19 protein-coding genes are annotated in these 21,248 nt (G+C 71.2%); 13 read left to right on the forward strand and 6 right to left on the reverse strand.

Translation table 11 applies throughout. The features are described from left to right. The first annotated feature begins 197 nt into the window (after nucleotides 1-197). Entirely contained in the window at nucleotides 198-935 is a 738-nt protein-coding gene (locus ABT254_RS45140; protein WP_351483548.1) for a ferritin-like fold-containing protein, read from the forward strand. A gap of 40 nt (nucleotides 936-975) precedes the next feature. Here ABT254_RS45140 and ABT254_RS45145 read toward each other — a convergent pair whose 3' ends face one another. The 4 genes from ABT254_RS45145 to ABT254_RS45160 form a co-directional block, all read right to left on the reverse strand. After that, nucleotides 976-1,248: a hypothetical protein gene (locus ABT254_RS45145; protein WP_351483549.1), complete on the reverse strand. Its 273-nt coding sequence runs from the start codon at nucleotides 1,246-1,248 to the stop codon at nucleotides 976-978. 189 nt (nucleotides 1,249-1,437) lie between these two features. Then, nucleotides 1,438-1,665: a DUF3107 domain-containing protein gene (locus tag ABT254_RS45150; RefSeq protein ID WP_030929216.1), complete on the reverse strand. Its 228-nt coding sequence runs from the start codon at nucleotides 1,663-1,665 to the stop codon at nucleotides 1,438-1,440. Between the two features lie 150 nt (nucleotides 1,666-1,815). Then, a complete protein-coding gene (locus tag ABT254_RS45155; RefSeq protein ID WP_351483550.1) occupies nucleotides 1,816-2,460 on the reverse strand; it encodes a TetR/AcrR family transcriptional regulator in 645 nt (214 codons plus the stop codon). A 205-nt stretch (nucleotides 2,461-2,665) separates the two neighbouring features. Continuing rightward, nucleotides 2,666-2,890: an Rv3202a family protein gene (locus ABT254_RS45160; RefSeq protein ID WP_351483551.1), complete on the reverse strand. Its 225-nt coding sequence runs from the start codon at nucleotides 2,888-2,890 to the stop codon at nucleotides 2,666-2,668. Between the two features lie 164 nt (nucleotides 2,891-3,054). On the opposite strand from ABT254_RS45160, the gene ABT254_RS45165 reads away from it, so the two are divergent. The 12 genes from ABT254_RS45165 (at nucleotide 3,055) to moeZ (ending at nucleotide 17,891) form a co-directional block, all read left to right on the forward strand. Further along, a complete protein-coding gene (locus ABT254_RS45165; protein WP_351483552.1) occupies nucleotides 3,055-4,125 on the forward strand; it encodes an alpha/beta fold hydrolase in 1,071 nt (356 codons plus the stop codon). Between the two features lie 137 nt (nucleotides 4,126-4,262). Further along, nucleotides 4,263-5,486, forward strand: coding sequence for a DUF3152 domain-containing protein (locus ABT254_RS45170; protein ID WP_351483553.1), 1,224 nt, complete (start codon nucleotides 4,263-4,265; stop codon nucleotides 5,484-5,486). Between the two features lie 56 nt (nucleotides 5,487-5,542). Continuing rightward, nucleotides 5,543-5,635: an Ms4533A family Cys-rich leader peptide gene (locus ABT254_RS45175; RefSeq protein ID WP_351483554.1), complete on the forward strand. Its 93-nt coding sequence runs from the start codon at nucleotides 5,543-5,545 to the stop codon at nucleotides 5,633-5,635. 182 nt (nucleotides 5,636-5,817) lie between these two features. Then, on the forward strand, nucleotides 5,818-7,536 hold the full coding sequence (locus tag ABT254_RS45180) for an ABC transporter substrate-binding protein (RefSeq protein ID WP_351483555.1): 1,719 nt from the start codon (nucleotides 5,818-5,820) through the stop codon (nucleotides 7,534-7,536). Between the two features lie 4 nt (nucleotides 7,537-7,540). Further along, nucleotides 7,541-8,593, forward strand: a complete 1,053-nt coding sequence (locus tag ABT254_RS45185; RefSeq protein WP_351483556.1) for an ABC transporter permease — start codon at nucleotides 7,541-7,543, stop codon at nucleotides 8,591-8,593. Continuing rightward, a complete protein-coding gene (locus ABT254_RS45190; RefSeq protein ID WP_351483557.1) occupies nucleotides 8,590-9,588 on the forward strand; it encodes an ABC transporter permease in 999 nt (332 codons plus the stop codon). The genes ABT254_RS45185 and ABT254_RS45190 overlap by 4 nt, the downstream gene beginning before the upstream one ends. Continuing rightward, nucleotides 9,585-11,393, forward strand: coding sequence for a dipeptide ABC transporter ATP-binding protein (locus ABT254_RS45195; protein WP_351483558.1), 1,809 nt, complete (start codon nucleotides 9,585-9,587; stop codon nucleotides 11,391-11,393). Before ABT254_RS45190 ends, ABT254_RS45195 begins: the two co-directional genes overlap by 4 nt. 190 nt (nucleotides 11,394-11,583) lie before the next feature. Next, a complete protein-coding gene (locus ABT254_RS45200; protein ID WP_351483559.1) occupies nucleotides 11,584-13,311 on the forward strand; it encodes a DUF3492 domain-containing protein in 1,728 nt (575 codons plus the stop codon). After that, on the forward strand, nucleotides 13,308-14,777 hold the full coding sequence (locus ABT254_RS45205) for a hypothetical protein (RefSeq protein ID WP_351483560.1): 1,470 nt from the start codon (nucleotides 13,308-13,310) through the stop codon (nucleotides 14,775-14,777). The genes ABT254_RS45200 and ABT254_RS45205 overlap by 4 nt, the downstream gene beginning before the upstream one ends. A gap of 175 nt (nucleotides 14,778-14,952) precedes the next feature. Continuing rightward, nucleotides 14,953-15,912 (forward strand): NAD-dependent epimerase/dehydratase family protein, encoded by a 960-nt coding sequence (locus ABT254_RS45210; protein ID WP_351483561.1) that lies wholly within the window; start codon nucleotides 14,953-14,955, stop codon nucleotides 15,910-15,912. Next, entirely contained in the window at nucleotides 15,900-16,649 is a 750-nt protein-coding gene (locus ABT254_RS45215) for a spherulation-specific family 4 protein (RefSeq protein WP_351483562.1), read from the forward strand. The genes ABT254_RS45210 and ABT254_RS45215 overlap by 13 nt, the downstream gene beginning before the upstream one ends. Nucleotides 16,650-16,712: 63 nt before the next feature. After that, nucleotides 16,713-17,891 carry an adenylyltransferase/sulfurtransferase MoeZ gene (gene moeZ, locus ABT254_RS45220; protein WP_344405423.1) on the forward strand — a complete coding sequence of 393 codons (1,179 nt, stop codon included), beginning with the start codon at nucleotides 16,713-16,715 and terminating at the stop codon, nucleotides 17,889-17,891. Nucleotides 17,892-17,974: 83 nt separating this feature from the next. On the opposite strand, the gene ABT254_RS45225 is transcribed toward moeZ, so the two are convergent. Together ABT254_RS45225 and ABT254_RS45230 are read right to left on the reverse strand one after the other, a co-directional pair. Then, a complete protein-coding gene (locus ABT254_RS45225; RefSeq protein ID WP_351483563.1) occupies nucleotides 17,975-19,528 on the reverse strand; it encodes an alpha/beta hydrolase in 1,554 nt (517 codons plus the stop codon). 136 nt (nucleotides 19,529-19,664) lie between these two features. Continuing rightward, on the reverse strand, nucleotides 19,665-21,227 hold the full coding sequence (locus ABT254_RS45230) for an alpha/beta hydrolase (RefSeq protein ID WP_351483564.1): 1,563 nt from the start codon (nucleotides 21,225-21,227) through the stop codon (nucleotides 19,665-19,667). Between the last annotated feature and the right edge of the window lie 21 nt (nucleotides 21,228-21,248).

A 21,248-nucleotide genomic window follows, 5' to 3' on the forward strand; every position in this document is an offset into this window, starting at 1 on the left:
GGAGGGCTGTCGGGTCGGAGCCGATCGGGCCACCGACCGGGCATCCTCATACGTGCGGCCCGTCGAGTAGTCGGCAGGCGCATTACCACCATACCCCGGAATCACGCACACGCGATGGCCGATTTGGTCACGTAGCCGTCATCACACTGATTGACCAGGGACTTCCAGGGCTCGGCAAGCGGACTATTGTGCGCTTCATGACGACGCCTGACAACACCTCTGACGCACCCGCCGAGCAGACCGGAGTGGCCGCCCAGGACTGGGGCCGGGCCTCCGCGGACCCGCAGTACCGGGCCGCGGTCGTCGATCTCCTCGGTGCCCTCGCGTACGGCGAACTCGCGGCGTTCGAGCGGCTCGCGGAGGACGCCAAGCTGGCGCCGACTCTGGCGGACAAGGCGGAGCTGGCCAAGATGGCGTCGGCGGAGTTCCACCACTTCGAGCGGCTGCGTGACCGGCTCACGGAGATCGGCGAGGAGCCCACGCGCGCGATGGAGCCGTTCGTCGCCGCGCTGGACGGCTTCCACAAGCAGACGGCGCCCTCGGACTGGCTGGAAGGGCTCGTGAAGGCCTACGTCGGCGACTCGATCGCCAGCGACTTCTACCGCGAGGTCGCCGCGCGGCTCGACTCGGACTCGCGTGAGCTGGTGCTGGCCGTGCTGGACGACACCGGGCACGCCGGTTTCGCCGTGGAGAAGGTGCGGGCCGCGATCGACGCCGACCCGCGCGTGGGCGGCCGTCTCGCCCTGTGGGCCCGGCGTCTCATGGGCGAGGCCCTGTCGCAGTCCCAGCGGGTTGTCGCGGACCGCGACGCGCTGTCGACGATGCTCGTCGGCGGCGTCGCGGACGGCTTCGACCTCGCCGAGGTCGGCCGGATGTTCTCCCGGATCACCGAGGCCCACACCAAGCGGATGGCCGCCCTCGGGCTTGCCGCCTAGCTCTCGCTTCCCTGGTCGTCCTCGTCGTCCCGGTCGGGGGTTACGCCGGCGCTGATCGCCGGCGGAGTCTCCCGGCCGGGCGCACCAGCAGGGAGAGCGAGGCCGCGGAGACGATCGCCGCGCCGAGCAGGATCAGCAGGAAGTTGCCCGGGTCCAGCGCGCTGTGGGTGACGAAGGCGCCGAAGAGGGCGCCGGCCACACCGGTCGCGAGCACCAGCGAACGGTTGGGCAGACGCTCGGAGAGACGGTGGATCGCCGCCCCTGCCAGCACGAGACCGAGAAGTGCGGAGCCGAGCGCTTCGAACAACATCATGGAGTCCCTCCCACACGGCCACACTGCCGATCACGGTCGTAGCCCGTCATACCCGTGACCTGCGGAATGCAATCCTCCCCTGTGCGCGACTTGTGCTCCAGTTGTGGAGAAAAAATCCCGCGGGAGAAGCCGGAGGGGCCCGGCGACCATCGGTCGCCGGGCCCCTCCGGGTGATGTGCTGGTGTGTGCCTACAGCGCTCCGAAACCCACCTTGCGCGGGGCCGGCTCGCCGAGCTCGACGTAGGCGAGGCGCTCGGCCGGGACGAGGACCTTGCGGCCGTGCTCGTCCACGAGGGTCAGCAGCTGCGACTTCCCGGCCAGTGCCTCGGCCACGACCCGCTCGACCTCCTCGGCACTCTGACCGCTCTCCAGAACGATCTCGCGGGGCGCGTGCTGCACGCCGATCTTGACCTCCACGGCTATGTCCCTCCGACGGTCAGTGAAGCGCGACCTTTACGCGCCGTACCCAGCACACATTAGCCCGGTGAGGGGACGTACACCCTCCGCGCCTGCACGCCAGGAGCGAACAACGGACGGGAACAAACGGCCTGTACGCGCGTGTGCGGGTCAGTGGTGCTGTTCGGTGCCGTGCAGCGGGAAGCCCGCGATGCCGCGCCAGGCGAGTGACGTCAGCAGCTGCACCGCCTCGTCGCGCGGCACGCTGCGGTCGCTGTGCAGCCAGGACCGGGCCACCACCTGGGCGAGCCCGCCGAGACCGGAGGCCAGCAGCATCGCCTCCGCGGGCGAGAGGCCGGTGTCCTCGGCGATCACGTCACGGATCGCCTCCGCGCACTCGTTCGTGACCTTGTCGACGCGCTCGCGCACCGCGGGCTCGTTCGTCAGGTCCGACTCGAAGACCAGGCGGAAGGCGCCGCCGTCGTCCTCGACGTACGCGAAGTAGGCGTCCATCGTCGCCCGCACGCGCTGCTTGTTGTCGGTCGTCGAGGCGAGCGCCCCGCGTACCGCCCCGATCAGCGACTCGCAGTGCTGGTCCAGCAGTGCGAGGTAGAGGTCCAGCTTGCCCGGGAAGTGCTGGTAGAGCACCGGCTTGCTGACGCCGGCGCGCTCCGCGATGTCGTCCATCGCGGCCGCGTGGTACCCCTGCGCCACAAAGACTTCCTGTGCGGCGCCCAGCAACTGGTTCCGTCGGGCACGGCGCGGCAGGCGCGTGCCCCGCGGGCGTGCCGCCTCTGTCTGCTCGATGGCTGTCACGCCGCCTCCCAAAATCGTCCACATGCGGTGTGCGCCGCGCGGCCATCGTACTTTTCGGTAACCCTGTCGTGCGCGGTGCGAGCGCAGAATTTCACGGACCGGACGGCGGCGAAAGCCGTACAGAGGGTTTCAAAGCAGGCTGAATGGGGCAGGGGGCTGCCCCATTCCAGCTCAGCGGCACCCTCCGGCGCCCCGCAAGCGCTTGTCAGCGGTAGTCGTCCTCGTCGATGGAGACCACGCGGCGCTGCTCGACGAGGTCGGCCTCGTTCGCGCGGGCCGGGTCCACGTCCTCGAGAGGGTCGTCGCGGTCGGGCACGAGGTGGGCGGACTGTTCCGCGGCGTCGTTCTCGGGGGCCTCGACGTCGATCTCCTGGGCTTCCTGCGTGTCCTCGTCCTCGAACGTCTCGGGGTCGGTGGGGTCTACGGCCATGGCTGGGCTCCCTTCCTACGAATGTCCCTGGAAGAAGCAGGGACCACAGCGGGTGCCCTCTGTACGAGCCTAGGAGACACCCGATCCGGACGCTATGTGTTGTGCGCGCGATCTGTGACGGCGAACACATGAGTCACTGCGTGATCGTCTCGTAACATTGCCGCATGTCTTCGACCGAGCTGCCCTCCGTGCCGGCGACCAATGCGCTCCCGAAGGTGGCGCCCGTCAGGGTCGCGGACGGTGAGCGGCTCAGGTCGGTCGGGCTGCCGGGGATCACGCTGTCGGTGCGGTCGAGACCACCGGCCCGTGAGGGACTGCCGCCCGCGCTGTACGTCCACGGGCTCGGCGGCTCCTCGCAGAACTGGTCGGCGCTGATGCAGGAGCTGGAGGGCGTCGTCGACGGCGAGGCGGTCGATCTGCCGGGCTTCGGCGACTCGCCGCCGCCGGACGACGGCGACTACTCGGTGACCGGGCACGCGCGCGCGGTCATCCGTTTTCTCGACGCGTCCGGGCGCGGGCCGGTGCACCTCTTCGGCAACTCGCTCGGCGGTGCCGTCAGCACCCGTGTCGCGGCGCTGCGGCCCGACCTCGTGCGGACGCTCACGCTGGTGTCGCCGGCGCTGCCGGAGATCCGCGTCCAGCGGACCGCGGTCCCCACGGCGCTGCTGGCGCTGCCCGGTGTCACCGCACTCTTCACCCGCTTCACCAAGGAGTGGTCGGCGGAGGAGCGGGTCCGCGGGGTCACGGCGCTCTGTTACGGCGACCCCGGCCGGGTGACGCCGGAAGGTTTCCGCAATGCGGTCGAGGAGATGGAGCGGCGCCTGCGACTGCCGTATTTCTGGGATGCCTTGACGCGCTCCGCGCGCGGGGTGGTGAACGCCTACACGCTGGGCGGCCAGCACGGCCTGTGGCGCCAGGCCGAGCGCGTCCTCGCCCCGACCCTGCTCGTGTACGGCGGCCGGGACCAGCTCGTCGGCTTCCGCATGGCCCAGCGGGCGGCTCGCGCCTTCCGTGACTCCCGTCTGCTGACCCTGCCGGACGCCGGGCATGTGGCGATGATGGAGTACCCCGACACGGTGGCCCGCGCCTTCTGCGAACTCCTCGGCGAGACGGGACAGTTGGCCGACGCGGTCCCGTCCGGCGAACCGGCTCGTGTCGCAGCCGCGGTTTCCTCCGGCGGAGGTGGTCCGGTCGTCGACGACGGCGAGGCCGCCGCCGAGAGCGCGGGGAGCTGAGGGCCGACGTGGGACGCCACAGCCGCCGCGGAGGCGCTGCCGCCGCGAAGGGTGACGCCGGTGACACAGGTGTGGGGCAGGACGGTGCGGGGGGCCGCGGGGTGCCCGGGCCGTCGGGCGGGCAGCAGCAGGCTCCGATGCACGGGACGCCGAGGACGGCGGACGGCACACCTGCGCGCGGGGTGCCGCGGCTGCCGGACGGCACACCTGAGCATGGGGTGCCGCGGTTTCCGGACGGTACCCCCGCGCACGGCACCCCCCAGGTCCGCAGCGGTCACCCCGAGCAGCGTGAAGCCGGCGGTGGATGGGGCGAGTTGAGGGGGCCGGGCAGCGGTGCCGGCCCCGGTGTCGCCATACCGCGGCAGCGGCGGATGCCGCCGCGTGCGCCGCGGCAGGACTATCTCGACGCCTTCGACGAGGACGACGACGTCTTCGCGCCCCGCACCGGTGGCTCGGCGCATTCCTCGGACCCGTACGCCTCCGTCACCAACTGGGATCCCGGCACCGGTGTCGGCGTGCCCTCGGACACCGACGACGACGCGCCGCCCACCGGCGTGCCCGCGCAGACCAGGGGCAGCAAGGGGCGGACGTTCACCGGTATCGCGGCCGCCGCCGTCACCACTGTGCTGGCCGTCGTCGTCGCCGGGCAGGTCACGAACGGACGCGAGGACACCGGCGTAGGAGCGCAGTCGGCCACCGGCCAGGCGCGGGACGCCCGGGACTCGGGGCCGTCGCCGTTCTCGTCGCCCAGCGTGGCGACGCTGACGTACGCGCAGGCGATGGGGGAGAAGTACCCGCTCGGCGCCACGCTCAAGGGGTCGGGGAAGTTCGACGCGGTTCCGGGCTTCGACAAGGCGCCGGGCACGGGACAGAAGTACACCTACCGCGTGGACGTGGAGCAGGGGCTCGGGCTCGACGGCGCACTGTTCGCCCAGGCCGTGCAGAAGACGCTCAACGACGACCGGAGCTGGGCCCACCACGGTGCCCGCACCTTCGAGCGCATCTACACCGGCAAGCCCGACTTCGTGATCACGCTCGCCAGCCCCGGGACGACCGCGAAATGGTGTGCGAAGTCGGGGCTCGACACGACGGAGGACAACGTCTCGTGCGACTCGGCCGCCACCGAGCGCGTGATGATCAATGCATACAGATGGGCGCAGGGATCGAAGACGTACGGTGATCAAATTCATGCCTACCGGCAGATGTTGATCAATCACGAGGTGGGTCACCGGCTGGGCTACAGCCACGTCACCTGCAGCAAGAATGGCCAGCTCGCGCCGGTCATGCAGCAGCAGACCAAGTTCCTCGACCATGACGGGATCCACTGTCTGCCCAACCCCTGGCCCTATCCCAGGAGTTGACGGGCGCCTCATATGTCACGTTGACATGCGCAGAAAGTTCATACATATTTCTGGGCATGTCGACCCCCCACGCCTTCGACCGCGCCGCCATCGAGCTGGCGCTCATCGGCGTGACCCCGCTCTGCGTGGCCGACATCCACTGTCGCTGACGCTCGCCCCTTGGCGTTCGCGTCGCGATCTTTTTCCCTCCGTGACTCGCTCACGGTTTTCGACGACCTGACGCCCGGGCAGAGGTCTGTTCACGTTCGTCTCACTCCTCGTCCATCCGTCTCACCATTCGGGACCATTCCGGTCTTACCGGCCCGAACCACTCCGAGAGGTCGTCATTCCGATGCGTCAACCGTCCGTCAGAGCGCGCCGCGTGGCCGCGGCATCCGTAGGCCTGGTCCTGGCAGCGGGAGCAGCCGCCTGCGGGCCGAAGGACAACGATGCCAAGGGCTCCGGTGGCGACTCCACGCCGCACAAGGGCGGCACCCTGACCATCCTGAACTCCAACCCGCAGCAGGACTTCGACCCCGCCCGCCTGTACACCTCCGGCGGCGGCAAGGTGCCCTCCCTCGTCTTCCGCACGCTCACCACGCGCAACCGTGAGAACGGCGCCGCCGGCGCCAAGGTCGTCCCGGACCTCGCCACCGACACCGGGCGCCCCAACAAGGACGCGACCGTGTGGGCGTTCACACTCAAGAAGGGCCTGAAGTACGAGGACGGCTCGCCGATCACCTCGGCCGACATCAAGTACGGCATCGAGCGCTCCTTCGCCCCCGAGCTCTCGGGCGGCGCGCCCTACCTGCGGGACTGGCTGATCGGCGGCGCCGACTACCAGGGCCCCTACAAGGACAAGGGCGGGCTCGACTCCATCCAGACGCCTGACGCGCGGACCATCGTCTTCCACCTGAACAAGCCCGAGGGCGAGTTCCCGTTCCTCGCGACGCAGACGCAGTTCGCGCCGGTGCCCAAGGACAAGGACACCGGCACGAAGTACGAACAGCACCCGATCTCGTCCGGGCCGTACAAGGTCGTCAAGAACGAGAACGACGGTGAGCGGCTGACCCTGGAGCGCAACACCTACTGGTCCGCTGCCACGGACGCCGAGCGGAAGGCCTACCCGGACAAGATCGACGTGCGGTCCGGACTCGACTCGTCCGTCATCAACCAGCGGCTCTCCGCGTCGCAGGGCGCCGACGCCGCCGCCGTGACCACCGACACCAACCTCGGCCCCGCCGAGCTGGCCAAGGTCACCGGCGACAAGAACCTCGCCGCGCGCGTGGGCACCGGACACTTCGGCTACACCAACTACATAGCGTTCAACCCGAAGGTGAAGCCGTTCGACGACATCCGGGTGCGGCAGGCGATCTCGTACGCCATCGACCGTTCCTCCGTGGTCAACGCGGCCGGCGGCTCGTCGCTGGCCGAGGCCGCGACCACCTTCCTGCCGAACCAGAAGTCCTTCGGCTACACGCCGTACGACCTGTTCCCGGCCGGCAAGACCGGCAACCCGGCCAAGGCCAAGGAGCTGCTGGCACAGGCGGGCCACAAGAACGGGCTCACCGTCACCCTCACCCATTCCAACAGCAAGGACTTCGAGACCAGCCCCGAGATCGCGACCGCGATCCAGGACGCGCTCAAGAAGGCCGGCATCACCGTCAAGCTCCAGGGTCTGGAGGAGAACGACTACTCCGACAAGACTCACAACGCGAAGACCGAGCCCGGCTTCTTCCTCGCCCATTGGGGTGCCGACTGGCCTTCCGGCGGCCCGTTCCTGGCACCGATCTTCGATGGCCGGCAGATCGTCAAGGACGGCGCGAACTTCAACACGGGCTTCCTCAACGACAAGTCGGTCAATGACGAGATTGACGCGATCAACAAGTTGACCGACCTTGACGAGGCGGCCAAGCGGTGGGGCGCGCTGGACAAGAAGATCGGCGAGCAGGCGCTGACCGTCCCGCTGTTCCACCCCGTCTACAAGCGGCTGTACGGCAAGGACGTCCGCAACATCGTGATCAGCGACTGGGACGGCGTCCTGGACCCCTCGCAGGTCGCGGTGAAGTGACACCGTGAGCGAGGCACTTCTCACCGCCCAGACCCCCGGGACGGACACCGTCGTCCCGGGGGCCTCGGGCGCTCGTCAGTTCTGGCGGCGGCTGCGGGCGCAGCGCGCCGCCCTCGTCGCGGCGGCCGTCGTCGGACTGCTCGTCCTGATCGCGCTCGCCGCACCCCTGCTCACGGCGATCGAGGGCCAGGATCCCACCGCCTACCACCCGTCGCTCATCGACTCCGCACGCGGCGGCGTCCCCGTGGGGTCGCTCGGCGGCATCAGCGTCGACCACTGGCTCGGCGTGGAACCGCAGACCGGCCGCGACCTGTTCGCGCGTCTGGTCTACGGCGCACGGGTCTCCCTCGGTGTCGCGCTGGCGGCCACCGTCGTCCAGGTCGCCATCGGTGTCGTGGTCGGCGTCGCGGCCGCGCTCGGCAGCCGATGGGTTGATCAACTGTTGAGCCGCATCACTGACATCATCGTGGCACTGCCGCTGATGATCATGGCGCTGGCGCTGCTCGCCATCGTGCCGTCGACCTTCCCGCGACCCGTCCTGGTCGCCCTGGTCATCGGCCTGATCGCCTGGGGCAACGTCGCCAAGATCGTGCGCGCGCAGACCCTCACCCTCAAGGGGCTCGACCACGTCGCCGCCTCCCGGCTCAGCGGCTGGGGCACATGGCAGGTCGCCCGCCGCGAGCTGCTGCCCGGACTCGCCGCACCCGTCATCACCTACTCCGCGCTCCTCGTCCCGACCAACATCACCGTCGAGGCCGCGCTGTCCTTCCTCGGCGTCGGCGTGAAGCCGCCGACCCCCTCCTGGGGACAGATGCTCACCGCCGCCGACGTCTGGTACCAGGCGGCGCCGCAGTACCTGCTCCTCCCGGCCGGCGCGCTGTTCGTCACCGTCCTCGCGCTCACCGTCCTCGGCGACGGCGTCCGTACGGCCCTCGACCCGCGCGCGGCCTCCCGGCTGCGCGTCGGAACGGGCCGCAAGCGGGAGGCCAGGGCCGATGCGGCCGACCCGAAGGGCCACACCTCCGACGCCACCGAACCGAAGGGGGGTGCCGCATGAGCGGCTTCGCCGGCTTCGTCCTGCGCCGCGCCCTCGGCATGCTGATCACCCTCCTCGCCATCTCGGTGATCGTCTACGTCGTCTTCTACGTCACCCCCGGCAACGTCGCCCAGATCACCTGCGGTCCGCGCTGCTCGCCCGTCCAGGTGCACCAGGTCGCTCAGCAACTGCACCTCGACGACCCGCTGTACGTGCGCTACTGGCACTTCCTGCAGGGCCTCTTCGCCGGCCAGGACTACTCGACGGGCACGGCGGTCCAGCACTGCTCGGCGCCCTGCCTCGGCCTGTCGTACCAGAGCGACCAGCAGGTCACCCAGCTGATCCTGGCCAAGCTCCCGGTCAGCCTGTCGCTCGTGTTCGGCGGCATGGTCGTGTGGCTGGTCCTCGGCGTGGGCACCGGTGTGCTCTCCGCCTGGCGGCGTGGCCGGCTCTCCGAGCGGCTGCTGACCGGCATCACCCTGGCCGGCGTGGCCACGCCCGTCTTCGTCATCGGCCTGGTCCTGATGATCGTGGTCTGCGGCGAACTGGAACTGCTGCCCTTCCCGCAATACGTCGCGCTGACCGACGACCCCGAGCAGTGGGCGTGGAACCTGCTGCTGCCCTGGCTCTCGCTCGCCCTCATCGAGGCCGCCGCGTTCGCCCGGCTGACCCGGGCGTCGATGCTGGAGACGCTCGCCGAGGACCACATCCGCACCTTCCGCGCGTACGGCGTCGGCGAACGGTCGATCATCGGCCGGCACGCGCTGCGGGGGGCCTTCGCGCCGGTCATCGCGCTCAACGCCAACAACGTCGGCAGCGCGGTCGGCGGCGCGGTCCTCACCGAGACGCTCTTCGGCCTGCCCGGCATCGGACAGGAACTGGTCCACGCCGTCAACGTCGTCGACCTGCCGGTGGTCGTCGGCATGGTCCTGGTCATCGGGTTCTTCGTGGTCGTCGCCAACGCCGTCGCGGACGTGCTGTACGCGGTGGCCGACCGACGGGTGGTGCTGGCATGAGTCTCGTGGAAGTCACTGATCTCACGGTCGCGTTCGGCGAGCTGCGGGCCGTCGACGGACTGTCCTTCACGCTGGAGCAGGGCGCCGCCCTCGCCCTGGTCGGCGAGTCCGGCTCCGGCAAGTCCACGGTCGCCTCGGCCCTGCTGGGGCTGCACCGCGGCACCGGCGCGCGGGTCGGCGGCTCGATCGAGGTCGCCGGCACCGACGTACAGCAGGCGTCGGACGACGAACTGCGGCGGCTGCGCGGCGCGAAGGCCGCCATGGTCTTCCAGGACCCGCTGTCCTCCCTCGACCCGTACTACGCCATCGGCGACCAGATCGCCGAGGTGTACCGCGTGCACACGCGCGTGTCGAGACGGGCGGCACGCGCGCGTGCGGTCGAGGTGCTGGACCGGGTGGGAATTCCGGACGCACAGCGCCGGTCCCGTTCCCGTCCGCACGAGTTCAGCGGCGGCATGCGCCAGCGCGCGCTCATCGCCATGGCGCTGGCCTGCCGGCCCGAGCTGCTGATCGCCGACGAGCCGACCACCGCGCTCGACGTCACCGTCCAGGCCCAGATCCTCGACCTGCTGCACGCCCTGCGCGAGGAGACGGGCATGGGGCTGCTCCTCGTCACGCACGACGTGGGCGTCGCCGCCGAGAGCGTCGACGAGGTCCTCGTCATGCGGCACGGGCGCGTGGTCGAACACGGGCCGGTCACGGACGTACTGGAAGCGCCGACGGAGCAGTACACCCGGGCCCTCCTGGCAGCGGTCCCACGGGTGGACGCCCGGCGAACGCTCCCCGGAGCCGTCCCGAAACCCGCGACGGGGGACGGCGAGATCGCCCTGCCGGAGGCTTCGGCGGAGGATGCGGCGGCGGTCTCGTCGGGGGATGACGGGGCTGAGTCCCCGGCCGTTGCGCAGGGTGATGCAGAGGCGGTTTCTTCGGGGGCTTCGGCGGAGGGCGTCCGGGGTGCCTCCCCGGCGACCGTGACGGAGAGCGCCCAGGGCGTCTCTTCGGGGGCGTCCGGGGACGTCGTACTGGAGGCGGTCGGGCTGCGGCGTGAATTCGGGCGCGGCAAGCGGGCGTTCGCCGCCGTGGACGACGTGTCGCTGACCCTCCGGCGCGGCGAGACCCTCGGTGTCGTCGGCGAGAGCGGCAGCGGCAAGACGACGCTCGGGCGGATGCTGGTCGGGCTGCTGGGACCGACGGCCGGAGAGGTCCGTTACGACGGGCACGCGCGCGTGGGCGTGAATCCCGCCGTCCAGATGGTCTTCCAGGACCCCGTCTCCTCCCTCAACCCGCGTCGCAGCGTGGGCGAGTCCATCGCCGATCCGCTGCGCGCGCGTGGAGAGCGGAACGAGCGGGGCATCCGGGAGCGCGTGACGGAACTGCTGGAGCGCGTGGGACTCGACGGGGCGCACTACGACCGCTACCCGCACGAGTTCAGCGGCGGCCAGCGCCAGCGCGTGGGCATCGCGCGGGCGCTCGCTGCCGACCCGCGCGTCATCGTCTGCGACGAGCCTGTCTCCGCCCTCGACGTGACCACCCAGGCCCAGGTGGTCGCCCTGCTCGGCGAGTTGCAGCGCGAACTCGGGCTCGCGCTCGTCTTCGTCGCCCACGACCTCGCCGTCGTACGACAGGTCAGCGACCGGGTCGCGGTGATGCGCCGCGGCCGGATCGTCGAGTCCGGGCCCGCCGACGAGGTGTACGACGACCCCCAGGACCCGTACACCAGGCAACTGCTCGCCGCCGTACCGGCACTCGACCCCCAGGTCGCGGCCCGGCGCAGGGCCGCCCGGCGGGAACTCGCCGCGGTCTGACGTAACGTGACTGCTTGATCTCGTAGCGCGATCGAACGCGATCCGCACGGGAAAGTTACGACCGTTCACCCCTTTTGGTGGCGCGATGGACAACCGTCCGTCGCGCCACCGCCTTGTCCGCATACGTTCTTCCCGCTGCGAGCCGCCGGGTCAACGGCGGCTCCCCGGACGGGAGATCGGGGGTGCGCTCGTGCGCATCGGACTGCTTACGGAGGGTGGCTATCCGTATGTGAGCGGTGACGCCAGGCTCTGGTGCGACCGGCTCGTGCGTGGGCTCGGGCAGCACGAGTTCGACGTCTACGCGCTCAGCCGCAGCGAACGCCAGGAGAGCGAGGGCTGGGTCGCGCTCCCGCCGCAGGTCGCCCGGGTGCGGACGGCGCCGCTGTGGACGGCCGAGGACGACGGGACGAGCTACGGGCGCCGGGCACGGCGGCGGTTCGCCGAGTGCTACGGGGAGCTGGCGGCCGCGCTGTGTGCGGGCAACGCCGGGGACCCTTCCGGCGGTTCGGGGGAGGCTCCGGCCGCTGAGGCGGACCGTTTCGGCAGCGCGCTGTACGGGCTCGCCGAACTGGCCCGGGACGAGCGCGGCCTGGTGGGAACGCTCCGCTCCGAGGCCGCCGTACGAATTCTGGAGCGCGCCTGTCGCGCGCCGGGCGCCCTGGGAGCGGCGCGTGAGGCGCGCGTACCGGATCTGCTCGCCGTCGCCGCGCACCTGGAACGCGCCCTGCGCCCTCTCTCGCTCGACTGGTACGAGGACGACGGCCTCGGCTCGGTCGACCTGTGCCATGCGACGTCCGGCGGGCCCGCGGCCCTGCCCGGGCTGCTCGCCCGCCACTTCCACGGCGTGCCCCTCCTGCTGACCGAGTACGGCGTGCGGCTGCGCACGCACTACCTGGCCGCCACGGACGCGCCGCCCGCCGTACGGTCCCTGCTCGCCGCCTTCCACGGCCGGCTCGCCGCCGAGATCTACGACCGGGCCGCGATCGTCACGCCCGGCAACGCGCACGCCCGCCGCTGGCAGGAACGGTGCGGCGCCGACCGCGCGAAGCTCCGCACGGTCTACCCGGGCATGGACGCCTCCCGTTTCGCCGAGGTGGGCGAGTCCCCCGAGTCCGCGGACCCCGACACGCTCGTCTGGGTCGGCCGCGTGGAACCCGCCAAGGACCTGGTGTCGCTGCTGCACGCCTTCGCGGAGATCCGCAAGGAGGCGCCGAAGACCCTGCTGCGGATCGTCGGTGCCCCGGACGGCCCCGACGGTGAGGCCTATCTCGGCCACTGCCGGGCACTTGCCGCGCAGCTCTTCCCCGACGAGGCGGCAGGGCTGCACGCCGTCGGCGACAACCCCGTGTCCTTCGAGGAGATCGGCGGCCCGGAGCTGCCGAGCCTCGCCGACGCGTACGCCGCCGGCGCGGTGACCGTACTGTCCAGTGTCGTCGAGGGCTTCCCGATCAGCCTCGTCGAGGCGATGTTCTGCGGCCGCGCCACCGTCTCCACGGATGTCGGCGCGGTCGTGGAGGTCATCGGAGGCACGGGGCTCGTCGTGCCGCCGCGCAACCCGCGGGCGCTCGCCGAGGCATGTCTGGCGCTGCTGCGGGACCCCGAGCGCCGCGAGCGCCTGGGCGCCGCCGCACGCGCGCGTGCGCTCGAACTGTTCACCGTCGAGCAGAACACCACGGCATTTCACGGCATTTACCTGGAGATCGTCTCGCGCACCCCGGTGCGCCGCATCGTGCTCGACGACACGGGAGAGCCCCTGCCGTTCGCCGTACCCGCCGAGGCGCACCTCCCCGGCCGCTGGACCCACCCGGACGCGCGTGTGGTGGCCCGCGGCGGCCCCGGCTGGGCGACGGGCACACCGGTACGCGCGACGCCGCCGCGCACCACACCCCCGATGCCGGCCACCGAGGGGGCGCGATGAGCGACTTGGGAGCACTGGACCGCCCTGGCACCCCGGACAGCCCCGGAGCCTGGGACGAACGGTCACAGGGATGGCTCGCGGGGGAGACCGCCGCCTCGGACACCACCAGCGGAGAGACGGCACGTGGTGCATGCGACGGCGACGAGGCCCTGGCACGCGCGCGTGCCGATGCTGAAGCCTCGGTGCGCACGGGTGTCGAGACGCAACCTCCGGCTCGCGTACGTGCCGAAGCCGAAGGCCCGGCACGCACGCGCGGCGGCGGTGAAGCCCCGGCACACACGCGTGCGGACACCCAAGCCCCGGCGCCCGCGCAGGCAGGCGCCGACCCGTCGGCCGCCCCCCGCCAACCCGCTGCTGTCCGGCGCGCCGCCGCCGACCCGGTGAAGGCGCTGATGCACCGTCACCGCGAGCTGTGCGAGCGGGCGGTGGACCCCTTGGAGATCGCTGCGGGTCTGGAGGCCCACGGCGTCACCGACCGGACCGCCGCACAGTTCCGGCACCGGGACGTCTTCTCCCTGGCGGAGGAGATGTACGCGCGCGTACCCCGCGACGACGGCGCCCCCGCCCGCCCGGCGGCCCTCGACGTGCCCAGGGCACGTGCGGACTGGGCCCTGCTCACCCTCCTGCCCGGAGCGCTGAGCGCGGCGACCGTCGCCGCCCTGCACCTCACCCACGGACAGACCCGCGCGATCGCGGCCGCCGTCGGAGTCCTCGCCGTCGCCCTCGCCCTGCGCCCGGCGCTCACCCGCGGACCCCTCGGCGCCACGGACCGCAGGCCCCCGGGGCCCCTTCCGCACGCGCCGGGCAGCCGCGTGGGCACGTACTGGCTCCTCGCGTACGCCCTCCTCGGTGACGGCCTCCTGCGCGCGGCCCTCGCCGGGGACTTCGACGGCCCGCCCAACGGCACCGCCGACGGCCCCTGGCCCGTGGCCACGGCCTCCGTCCTCGCCCTCATGCTGGCCTGCGCCCCCGCGGCCTGGAGCGCCCACCTCTTCGCCGTACGCGCCCGCCGCAGACTGACCGCCAGCCGTGCCCTGGAGGAGTACGCCGCCTCCGTACGACCGCTCCTCATCGGTACGTTCGCCCTGTTCCTGTGCGCGCTGACGGCCCTGCTCGCCCTGTGCGGCACGACCCTGGGCGAGCCCGCGGCCTACGCCCAGACCGTCACCCTGGGCGCCCTGCTGCTCCTCGCCCGCCTCCTCACCGCGCACGGCTTCACCCATGCCCCCGCGCTCGTCCTCACCGCCACGGCCACGGCCGAGGCCGCCGCCACGGCCACCGTCCTCGCGGGCCGCCTCCCCGGCTGCGGCTTCCTCGCCACCCCCGTGGAGACCCTCGTCGACCACTGGGGCCCCGGCAGCGTCCCGGCACTCGCCTGCGGGGCAGCCGCACTGACCCTCCTGATCCACGCGACCCGCACCCTCACCCGGGCCTCGGCCCATGCACCCGCGGACCGGCCGTGCTGACGCGGCAGCCGTCCCCGGCGCATCCCCACGAGCCGCACGCACGACGACGCGCGTCGGCCCACGCCCTGCCGCAGGCGCCCGGCCCCGCCGCCCCAGGCAAGCGCACCACCCCCTCTGAAGGAGAACCCGAGATGATCACCTCCCGACCCGACACCTCGGCCCCGGGAGCCGCCCGATGAGAGTCCTGCTGATCGGAGCCAACGGCTACCTGGGCCGCTTCGTCGCCGACCGTCTGCTCGCCGACCCGGCCGTCCAGCTCACCGCGCTCGGCCGCGGCGACGACGCCGACGTCCGCTTCGACCTCGCCTCCGGCAGCCCCGGAGCCCTCACCCGCTTCCTCGACGCGGTCCACCCCGGCGTCGTCATCAACTGCGCGGGCGCCACCCGGGGCGGCGCGCGCGACCTCACCCGCCACAACACCGTCGCCGTCGCCACCGTCTGCGAGGCCCTGCGCCGCAGCGGCTGCGGCGCCCGCCTGGTGCAGATCGGCTGCGGCGCCGAGTACGGCCCGAGCCAGCCGGGTTCGTCGACGGCGGAGGACGCCGTCCCGCGCCCCGGCGGCCCGTACGGGGTGAGCAAGCTCGCCGCCACCGAACTGGTCCTGGGCTCGGGCCTGGACGCGGTCGTCCTCCGGGTCTTCTCACCGGCCGGCCCCGGCACCCCCGCCGGCTCCCCGCTCGGCCGGCTCGCCGAGGCCATGCGCCGCGCCATGCAATCCGGCGACGGCGAACTCAAGCTGGGCGGCCTCGGCGTCCAGCGCGACTTCATCGACGTACGCGACGTGGCCCGTGCCGTGCACGCCGCCTCGCTCTCCGCCGCGCAGGGCGTCATCAACATCGGCTCGGGCCGTGCCGTCCGGCTGCGCGACGCCGCCGCCGTGCTCGCCCGCGTGGCCGGATACGGCGGTGCGCTCCACGAACTCGACGGCCCGCCAGGCCCGCTGCGTGCCACCATCGGCCACCCCCGCGGCGAATCCGACCACGCGGCCCCGGTCGCGTACCCGTACCCGGACGGCTGCGGCAGCTGGCAGCAGGCCGATGTGCGCACCGCACGCGACCGGCTCGGCTGGCGGCCCCGCATCAACCTCGAAGAGTCCCTCGCCGACATCTGGATGGAGGCGGCATGCCGTATCTGACCAGCACCAGAGCGGGCACCGCGAGCACCGACGTCCGCACCGGGTTCGGCATCCCCGGCTACGCACACCCCCTCCTCGCACCCACCGAGTGGGGCGAACTCACCCGCCCCGGAACGCCCTTGCACTGGGTCGTCCTCAATGTGGCCGACGGCCCCGGCTCCCGCCCCGACCCGCACTGCCTGGAGGCCGCCGGCCGCCTGCGCAACGCTGGCGTGCGGGTCCTCGGCCACCTCGACACCGCCCACGGGGCCCGCACCTTCGGCGAGGTGATCTCCGGCGCGCACCGCTACCTCGACTGGTACCAGGTCGACGGCTTCCTGCTGGACCGCTGCCCGTCCGACCGCGCCTCCCTCCCCGAGGTCCACCGCACGGTCACCACGCTCCGCGCTGTCCGTGACGATGCCCACATCGTCCTCGGCCACGGCACCCACCCGCACCCCGGCTACGTGGAGAGTGCCGACCAGCTGGTCACCTTCTCCGGATCCTGGAGCGACTACCGCTGGTCTCAGGTGGCGGAGTGGACCGCGGACCACCCGCCCGAGCGCTTCTGCCACTTCGTCCACGGAGTGCCCCGCCCCCACCTGGAGGAAGCACTGCGCATCGCCCGCTGGCAGGGCGCCTCGACCATCTACTTCACCGACCGCACCGACCGGGGCGGCCGCGCCGACCCCTGGGAGACCATGCCCGGCTACTGGGACGAAATCGTCTCGCGGATCGGAACGGGTGTCTCGGAATGAAGAAGGCCATGGCAGTGTTACAGGGAGAACAACTGTAGTGATTGACCGACCAACGGAGTCCCCGTGTCGCTGCCACCCCTGGTCGAGCCAGCCTCTGAGCTCACCGTAGACGAGGTCCGCAGGTACTCCCGCCACCTGATCATCCCCGACGTCGGGATGGACGGGCAGAAGCGGCTGAAGAACGCCAAGGTGCTCTGTGTGGGCGCCGGCGGCCTGGGCTCGCCGGCGCTGATGTACCTGGCCGCGGCGGGCGTCGGCACGCTCGGCATCGTGGAGTTCGACGAGGTCGACGAGTCGAACCTGCAGCGGCAGATCATCCACAGCCAGGCCGACATCGGCCGCTCCAAGGCCGAGTCCGCCCGTGACTCCGTCCTCGGCATCAACCCGTACGTGAACGTGATCCTTCACGAGGAGCGGCTCGAGGCCGACAACGTGATGGACATCTTCAGCCAGTACGACCTGATCGTCGACGGCACCGACAACTTCGCGACCCGCTACCTGGTCAACGACGCGTGCGTGCTGCTCAACAAGCCGTACGTATGGGGTTCGATCTACCGCTTCGACGGCCAGGCCTCCGTCTTCTGGTCCGAGCACGGCCCCTGCTACCGCTGCCTCTACCCGGAGCCCCCGCCGCCGGGCATGGTCCCCTCCTGCGCCGAGGGCGGTGTGCTGGGCGTGCTGTGCGCGTCCATCGGCTCCATCCAGGTCACGGAGGCCATCAAGGTCCTCACCGGCACCGGTGAGCCTCTGGTCGGCCGCCTGATGATCTACGACGCCCTGGAGATGCAGTACCGCCAGGTCAAGGTCCGCAAGGACCCGAACTGCGCGGTCTGCGGCGAGAACCCGACCGTCACCGAGCTCATCGACTACGAGGCCTTCTGCGGCGTCGTGTCCGAGGAGGCCCAGGAGGCGGCCGCCGGCTCGACGATCACTCCGAAGCAGCTCAAGGAGTGGATCGACGACGGCGAGAACATCGAGATCATCGACGTCCGCGAGATCAACGAGTACGAGATCGTCTCGATCCCCGGCGCCAAGCTGATCCCGAAGAACGAGTTCCTCATGGGCACCGCCCTGGAGACCCTCCCGCAGGACAAGAAGATCGTCCTGCACTGCAAGACGGGTGTCCGCAGTGCGGAAGTCCTCGCGGTCCTGAAGTCCGCGGGCTTCGCCGACGCCGTACACGTCGGCGGCGGAGTGATCGGCTGGGTCAACCAGATCGAGCCGCACAAGCCTGTCTACTAGGCGCACGCCTTCCCGGGAGGGGCTCGGCACCGTGGGTGCCGGGCCCCTTTGCGCTGCTCGGGCTGGGAGTCCCGGTGCCCGGGTTACGAGGCGCAGACCTTTCCGTCCTTCGGTGGCGTCCCGTTCAGCAGATACGCGTTCACCGTCGAGTCGACACAGTCGCTGGACCCGTACGCGCCATGGCCCTCGCCCTTCCAGGTGAGCTCCACGCCGACGCCCTTGCCCAGTTCGTCGGCCATCTTCCGGGCGCCCTCGTAGGGCGTGGCCGGGTCGCCCGTGTTGCCGACCACGAGGATCGGGGCCGCGCCGGGCGCACTGGCCGGCGGGGTGTCCCACTGGCCGGCCACCGGCCAGTCGTGGCACCAGCCGGCGGTGTCCCAGCCCATGAAGTCGCCGAAGACGGGCGAGATCTGCTCGAACTGCGCCAGCCGCTTCTTCGTTTCGGCGGGGGTCGGACGCAGCTTGCTGTCCAGGCACGATATGACCCGTTGCGAGTGGGTCGTCGTCTCGTAGTGCCCCGAAGCGTCGCGGCCGTTGTAGCCGTCGGCAAGCGACAGCAGTTCCGAACCGTCCCCGCTCTCGGCGGCGTTCAGCGCGCTGGTGAGACTGGGCCAGCTCTGCCGGGAGTAGAGGGGGTAGGTCAGTCCGGTCAGGGCGAGCGTCTGGGTGAGCTTGCGGCCGCTCGAGGTCGGCAGCGGACGGCTGTCGATCCGCTTCAGCAGGGCCGCGATCCTCCGGGATCCCTGAGCCGGGTCCTGTCCCGTCGACTTGAGGTAGTCGTCGAGCGCCCGCTGGAAGCCCCTGGCCTGGTTCTCTGCGTGCCCCACCATGTCGGCGCTCGGGTCGACCACGGCGTCGAGGACGAGCCGCGCCACCTTCTTCGGGAACAAGTGGGCGTAGACACCGCCGAGTTCGGTGCCGTACGAGATGCCGAAGTAGTGCATCTTCGAGTCGCCCAGCACCTGGCGCATCAGGTCCATGTCGCGGGCGGTGTCGGTCGTCGACGCGTGCGACATCAGCCGCCCGGCGGCCTTCGCGCAGCCCTTGCCGAAGTCGGCGGCGTCCTGGAGGTACGCCTTCTCCTCGGACGGGGTGTCCGGTGTGGTGTCCACCGACTCCGCGGCCTGGATCTCCTTGTCGCTGCGGCAGCGGATTCCCCCGCTCGATCCGACGCCGCGCGGGTCCCAGCTCACCAGGTCGTACTGTTCACGGAGTTTGGCGAAGGTGGGTCCGAACGACGGCAGGTAGGAGACGCCCGGGGCGCCGGGGCCGCCGAAGTTGAAGAGCAGCGAGCCGATGCGCTTGCCCCCGCGGGCCTCGGCGCGGATCAGCGCGAGGCCCATCGTCTCGCCCTGCGGCTTCGACCAGTCCAGCGGCACCCGGAGCGTCGCGCACTGCCAGTCGTTACCCGGTGCCGGGGAGTCGTCGGTGGCCCTGCAACGGCCCCAGTCGAGCTTTTGCGCGGTCAGCGAGGAGGGCAGCGCGGCCGTCGTGCCGGAGGAGCCGGACGACGGCGAGGCGGTCGCGCTGGTCCTCCCGCCGCCCTTGCCACCGTCGGACGACGAACCACCGCTGCAACCCCCCACCAGGAGCGCTGCGGCGGCCCCCAGAGCCGTCCACCGTGCGAATCGCGCCATGTGCGTCCCCCCTCACGGGCCGTCCGCATCGAGCAGCAGACGGCTGTCAGGCCATCGTAGGCGGATCAAGCCAGACCCGCCGCAGCCTGTGGATAACCTTCTGACCTGCTGCTTTGCCCGTTGCTCTGGTGGGGTCTCAGGAGCAGACGGTTCCGGCCGCCGGTACCTTCCCGTCCAGCAGATAGCCGTTCACGACAGCCTGCACGCACTTGTTCTTGCTGTCGTAGGAACCGTGTCCCTGCCCCTTGTACGTCAGCTCCACGCCCACGCCCTTGCCCAGCGCGTCCACCATCTTCTTCGCACCCTCGTACGGCGTGGCGGGGTCGCCGGTGTTGCCCACGACGAGGATCGGCGGTGCCCCCGGCGCGCTCACGTCCGGATGGTCGGCGGCACCCGCGACGGGCCAGTCGGTGCAGCTGAGCATGGACCAGGCCAGGAAGTCGCCGAACAGCGGCGAGGCGGCCCGGAACTCGGGCAGTTTCTGCTCCACGTAGCCCGTGCTGTAACGGGGCTTTTCGTCGGCGCAGTTGATGGCGATGTTGGCGGCGCTGATGTTGCTGTACTCGCCGTTCTCGCTGCGCCCGTTCAGCGAGTCGGACAGCGCCATGAGGACTTTGCCGTCGCCGCTGTACGCCTGTTGCAGACCCTCGGTGAGGTATTGCCAGTAGTCCTTGGAGTACAGGGCCTGCGCGATGCCGTTGGTCGCGGCGGTCTGGGTCAGCCGGCGGGGGAAAATGCCGGAGATCGGCTTCGCGTCGAGGTCCTCGAGCAGCTTGGCGATACGGTCCTTCACGTCCTGCGGGGTGTCGCCGAGCGGGCACGGAGTGGCCTGCGACGTGCAGTCCGCGGCGAAGTTGTCGAGCGCGAGCTGGAAGCCCCGGGCCTGTCCGAGCGAGCTCTGCTCGGCGTTCTGTGTCGGGTCGACGACCGCGTCGAGGACCGCGCGGCCCACGTTCTTCGGGAACAAGTGGGCGTAGACGCCGCCGAGTTCGGTGCCGTACGAGATGCCGAAGTAGTACAGCTTGTCGTCGCCGAGGACCTGCCGCATGAGGTCCATGTCACGGGCCGCGTCGGTGGTGCGCACATGCGGCAGCACCTTCTTGGAGTTCTTCTCGCAGGCCGCGTTGAACTTCTTGGTGTTGTCCAGGTACGCGGTGCGCTCGGCGGCGTCGTCGGGGGTCGCGTCCTGCTGGAAGTACGCGTCGAGTTGCTGGTCGTTCTCGCATTTCACGGGGGCGCTGCTGCCGACGCCGCGCGGGTCGAAGCTGACCAGGTCGTAGCGGGTGCGCAGTTTCGCGTAGTCCTGGCCGAAGGCGGGCAGGGTGGTGACGCCCGAGCCGCCGGGCCCGCCGAAGTTGAAGACGAGCGAGCCGATGCGCTTGCTGCTGTCGCCGCTGGTCTTCGCCCGGATCAGCGCGATGCCGATCGTGTCGCCCTTGGGCTTCGCCCAGTCGAGGGGCGCCTTCATGGTGGCGCACTGCCACTGGCCGCCGTTCGGCAGAGGTGACGGGGCGTTGCCGCCGCCTTCCGCCGCGGACGGGGCCGGACAGTCCTTCCAGTCCAGCTTCTGGGCCGACAGGTCCCCGTCCTTGGCCTCCTTGGAGCTGTCGCTGCAGCCCGCCAGCACGCAGGACAGCAGCAGGGCGGTGGCGGTCAGGGCGGTCGCGCGCGGGCGGGAAGGGCGGGAAGGGTTCGGCATGGTCCCATCCTGTCGTCACGC

This window comes from Streptomyces sp. NPDC001137, assembly GCF_040298885.1.
GTDB lineage: Bacteria > Actinomycetota > Actinomycetes > Streptomycetales > Streptomycetaceae > Streptomyces.

What these genes read in the sequence shown, in the direction of transcription:
- ABT254_RS45140 (WP_351483548.1), top strand. Translation starts at nt 198, where the DNA reads ATGACGACGCCTGACAACACCTCTGACGCACCCGCCGAGCAGACCGGA.
- ABT254_RS45145 (WP_351483549.1), bottom strand. Translation starts at nt 1,248, where the DNA reads ATGATGTTGTTCGAAGCGCTCGGCTCCGCACTTCTCGGTCTCGTGCTG.
- ABT254_RS45160 (WP_351483551.1), bottom strand. Translation starts at nt 2,890, where the DNA reads ATGGCCGTAGACCCCACCGACCCCGAGACGTTCGAGGACGAGGACACG.
- ABT254_RS45165 (WP_351483552.1), top strand. Translation starts at nt 3,055, where the DNA reads ATGTCTTCGACCGAGCTGCCCTCCGTGCCGGCGACCAATGCGCTCCCG.
- ABT254_RS45170 (WP_351483553.1), top strand. Translation starts at nt 4,263, where the DNA reads ATGCACGGGACGCCGAGGACGGCGGACGGCACACCTGCGCGCGGGGTG.
- ABT254_RS45175 (WP_351483554.1), top strand. Translation starts at nt 5,543, where the DNA reads ATGTCGACCCCCCACGCCTTCGACCGCGCCGCCATCGAGCTGGCGCTC.
- ABT254_RS45180 (WP_351483555.1), top strand. Translation starts at nt 5,818, where the DNA reads ATGCGTCAACCGTCCGTCAGAGCGCGCCGCGTGGCCGCGGCATCCGTA.
- ABT254_RS45190 (WP_351483557.1), top strand. Translation starts at nt 8,590, where the DNA reads ATGAGCGGCTTCGCCGGCTTCGTCCTGCGCCGCGCCCTCGGCATGCTG.
- ABT254_RS45195 (WP_351483558.1), top strand. Translation starts at nt 9,585, where the DNA reads ATGAGTCTCGTGGAAGTCACTGATCTCACGGTCGCGTTCGGCGAGCTG.
- ABT254_RS45205 (WP_351483560.1), top strand. Translation starts at nt 13,308, where the DNA reads ATGAGCGACTTGGGAGCACTGGACCGCCCTGGCACCCCGGACAGCCCC.
- ABT254_RS45210 (WP_351483561.1), top strand. Translation starts at nt 14,953, where the DNA reads ATGAGAGTCCTGCTGATCGGAGCCAACGGCTACCTGGGCCGCTTCGTC.
- ABT254_RS45215 (WP_351483562.1), top strand. Translation starts at nt 15,900, where the DNA reads ATGCCGTATCTGACCAGCACCAGAGCGGGCACCGCGAGCACCGACGTC.
- ABT254_RS45225 (WP_351483563.1), bottom strand. Translation starts at nt 19,528, where the DNA reads ATGGCGCGATTCGCACGGTGGACGGCTCTGGGGGCCGCCGCAGCGCTC.
- ABT254_RS45230 (WP_351483564.1), bottom strand. Translation starts at nt 21,227, where the DNA reads ATGCCGAACCCTTCCCGCCCTTCCCGCCCGCGCGCGACCGCCCTGACC.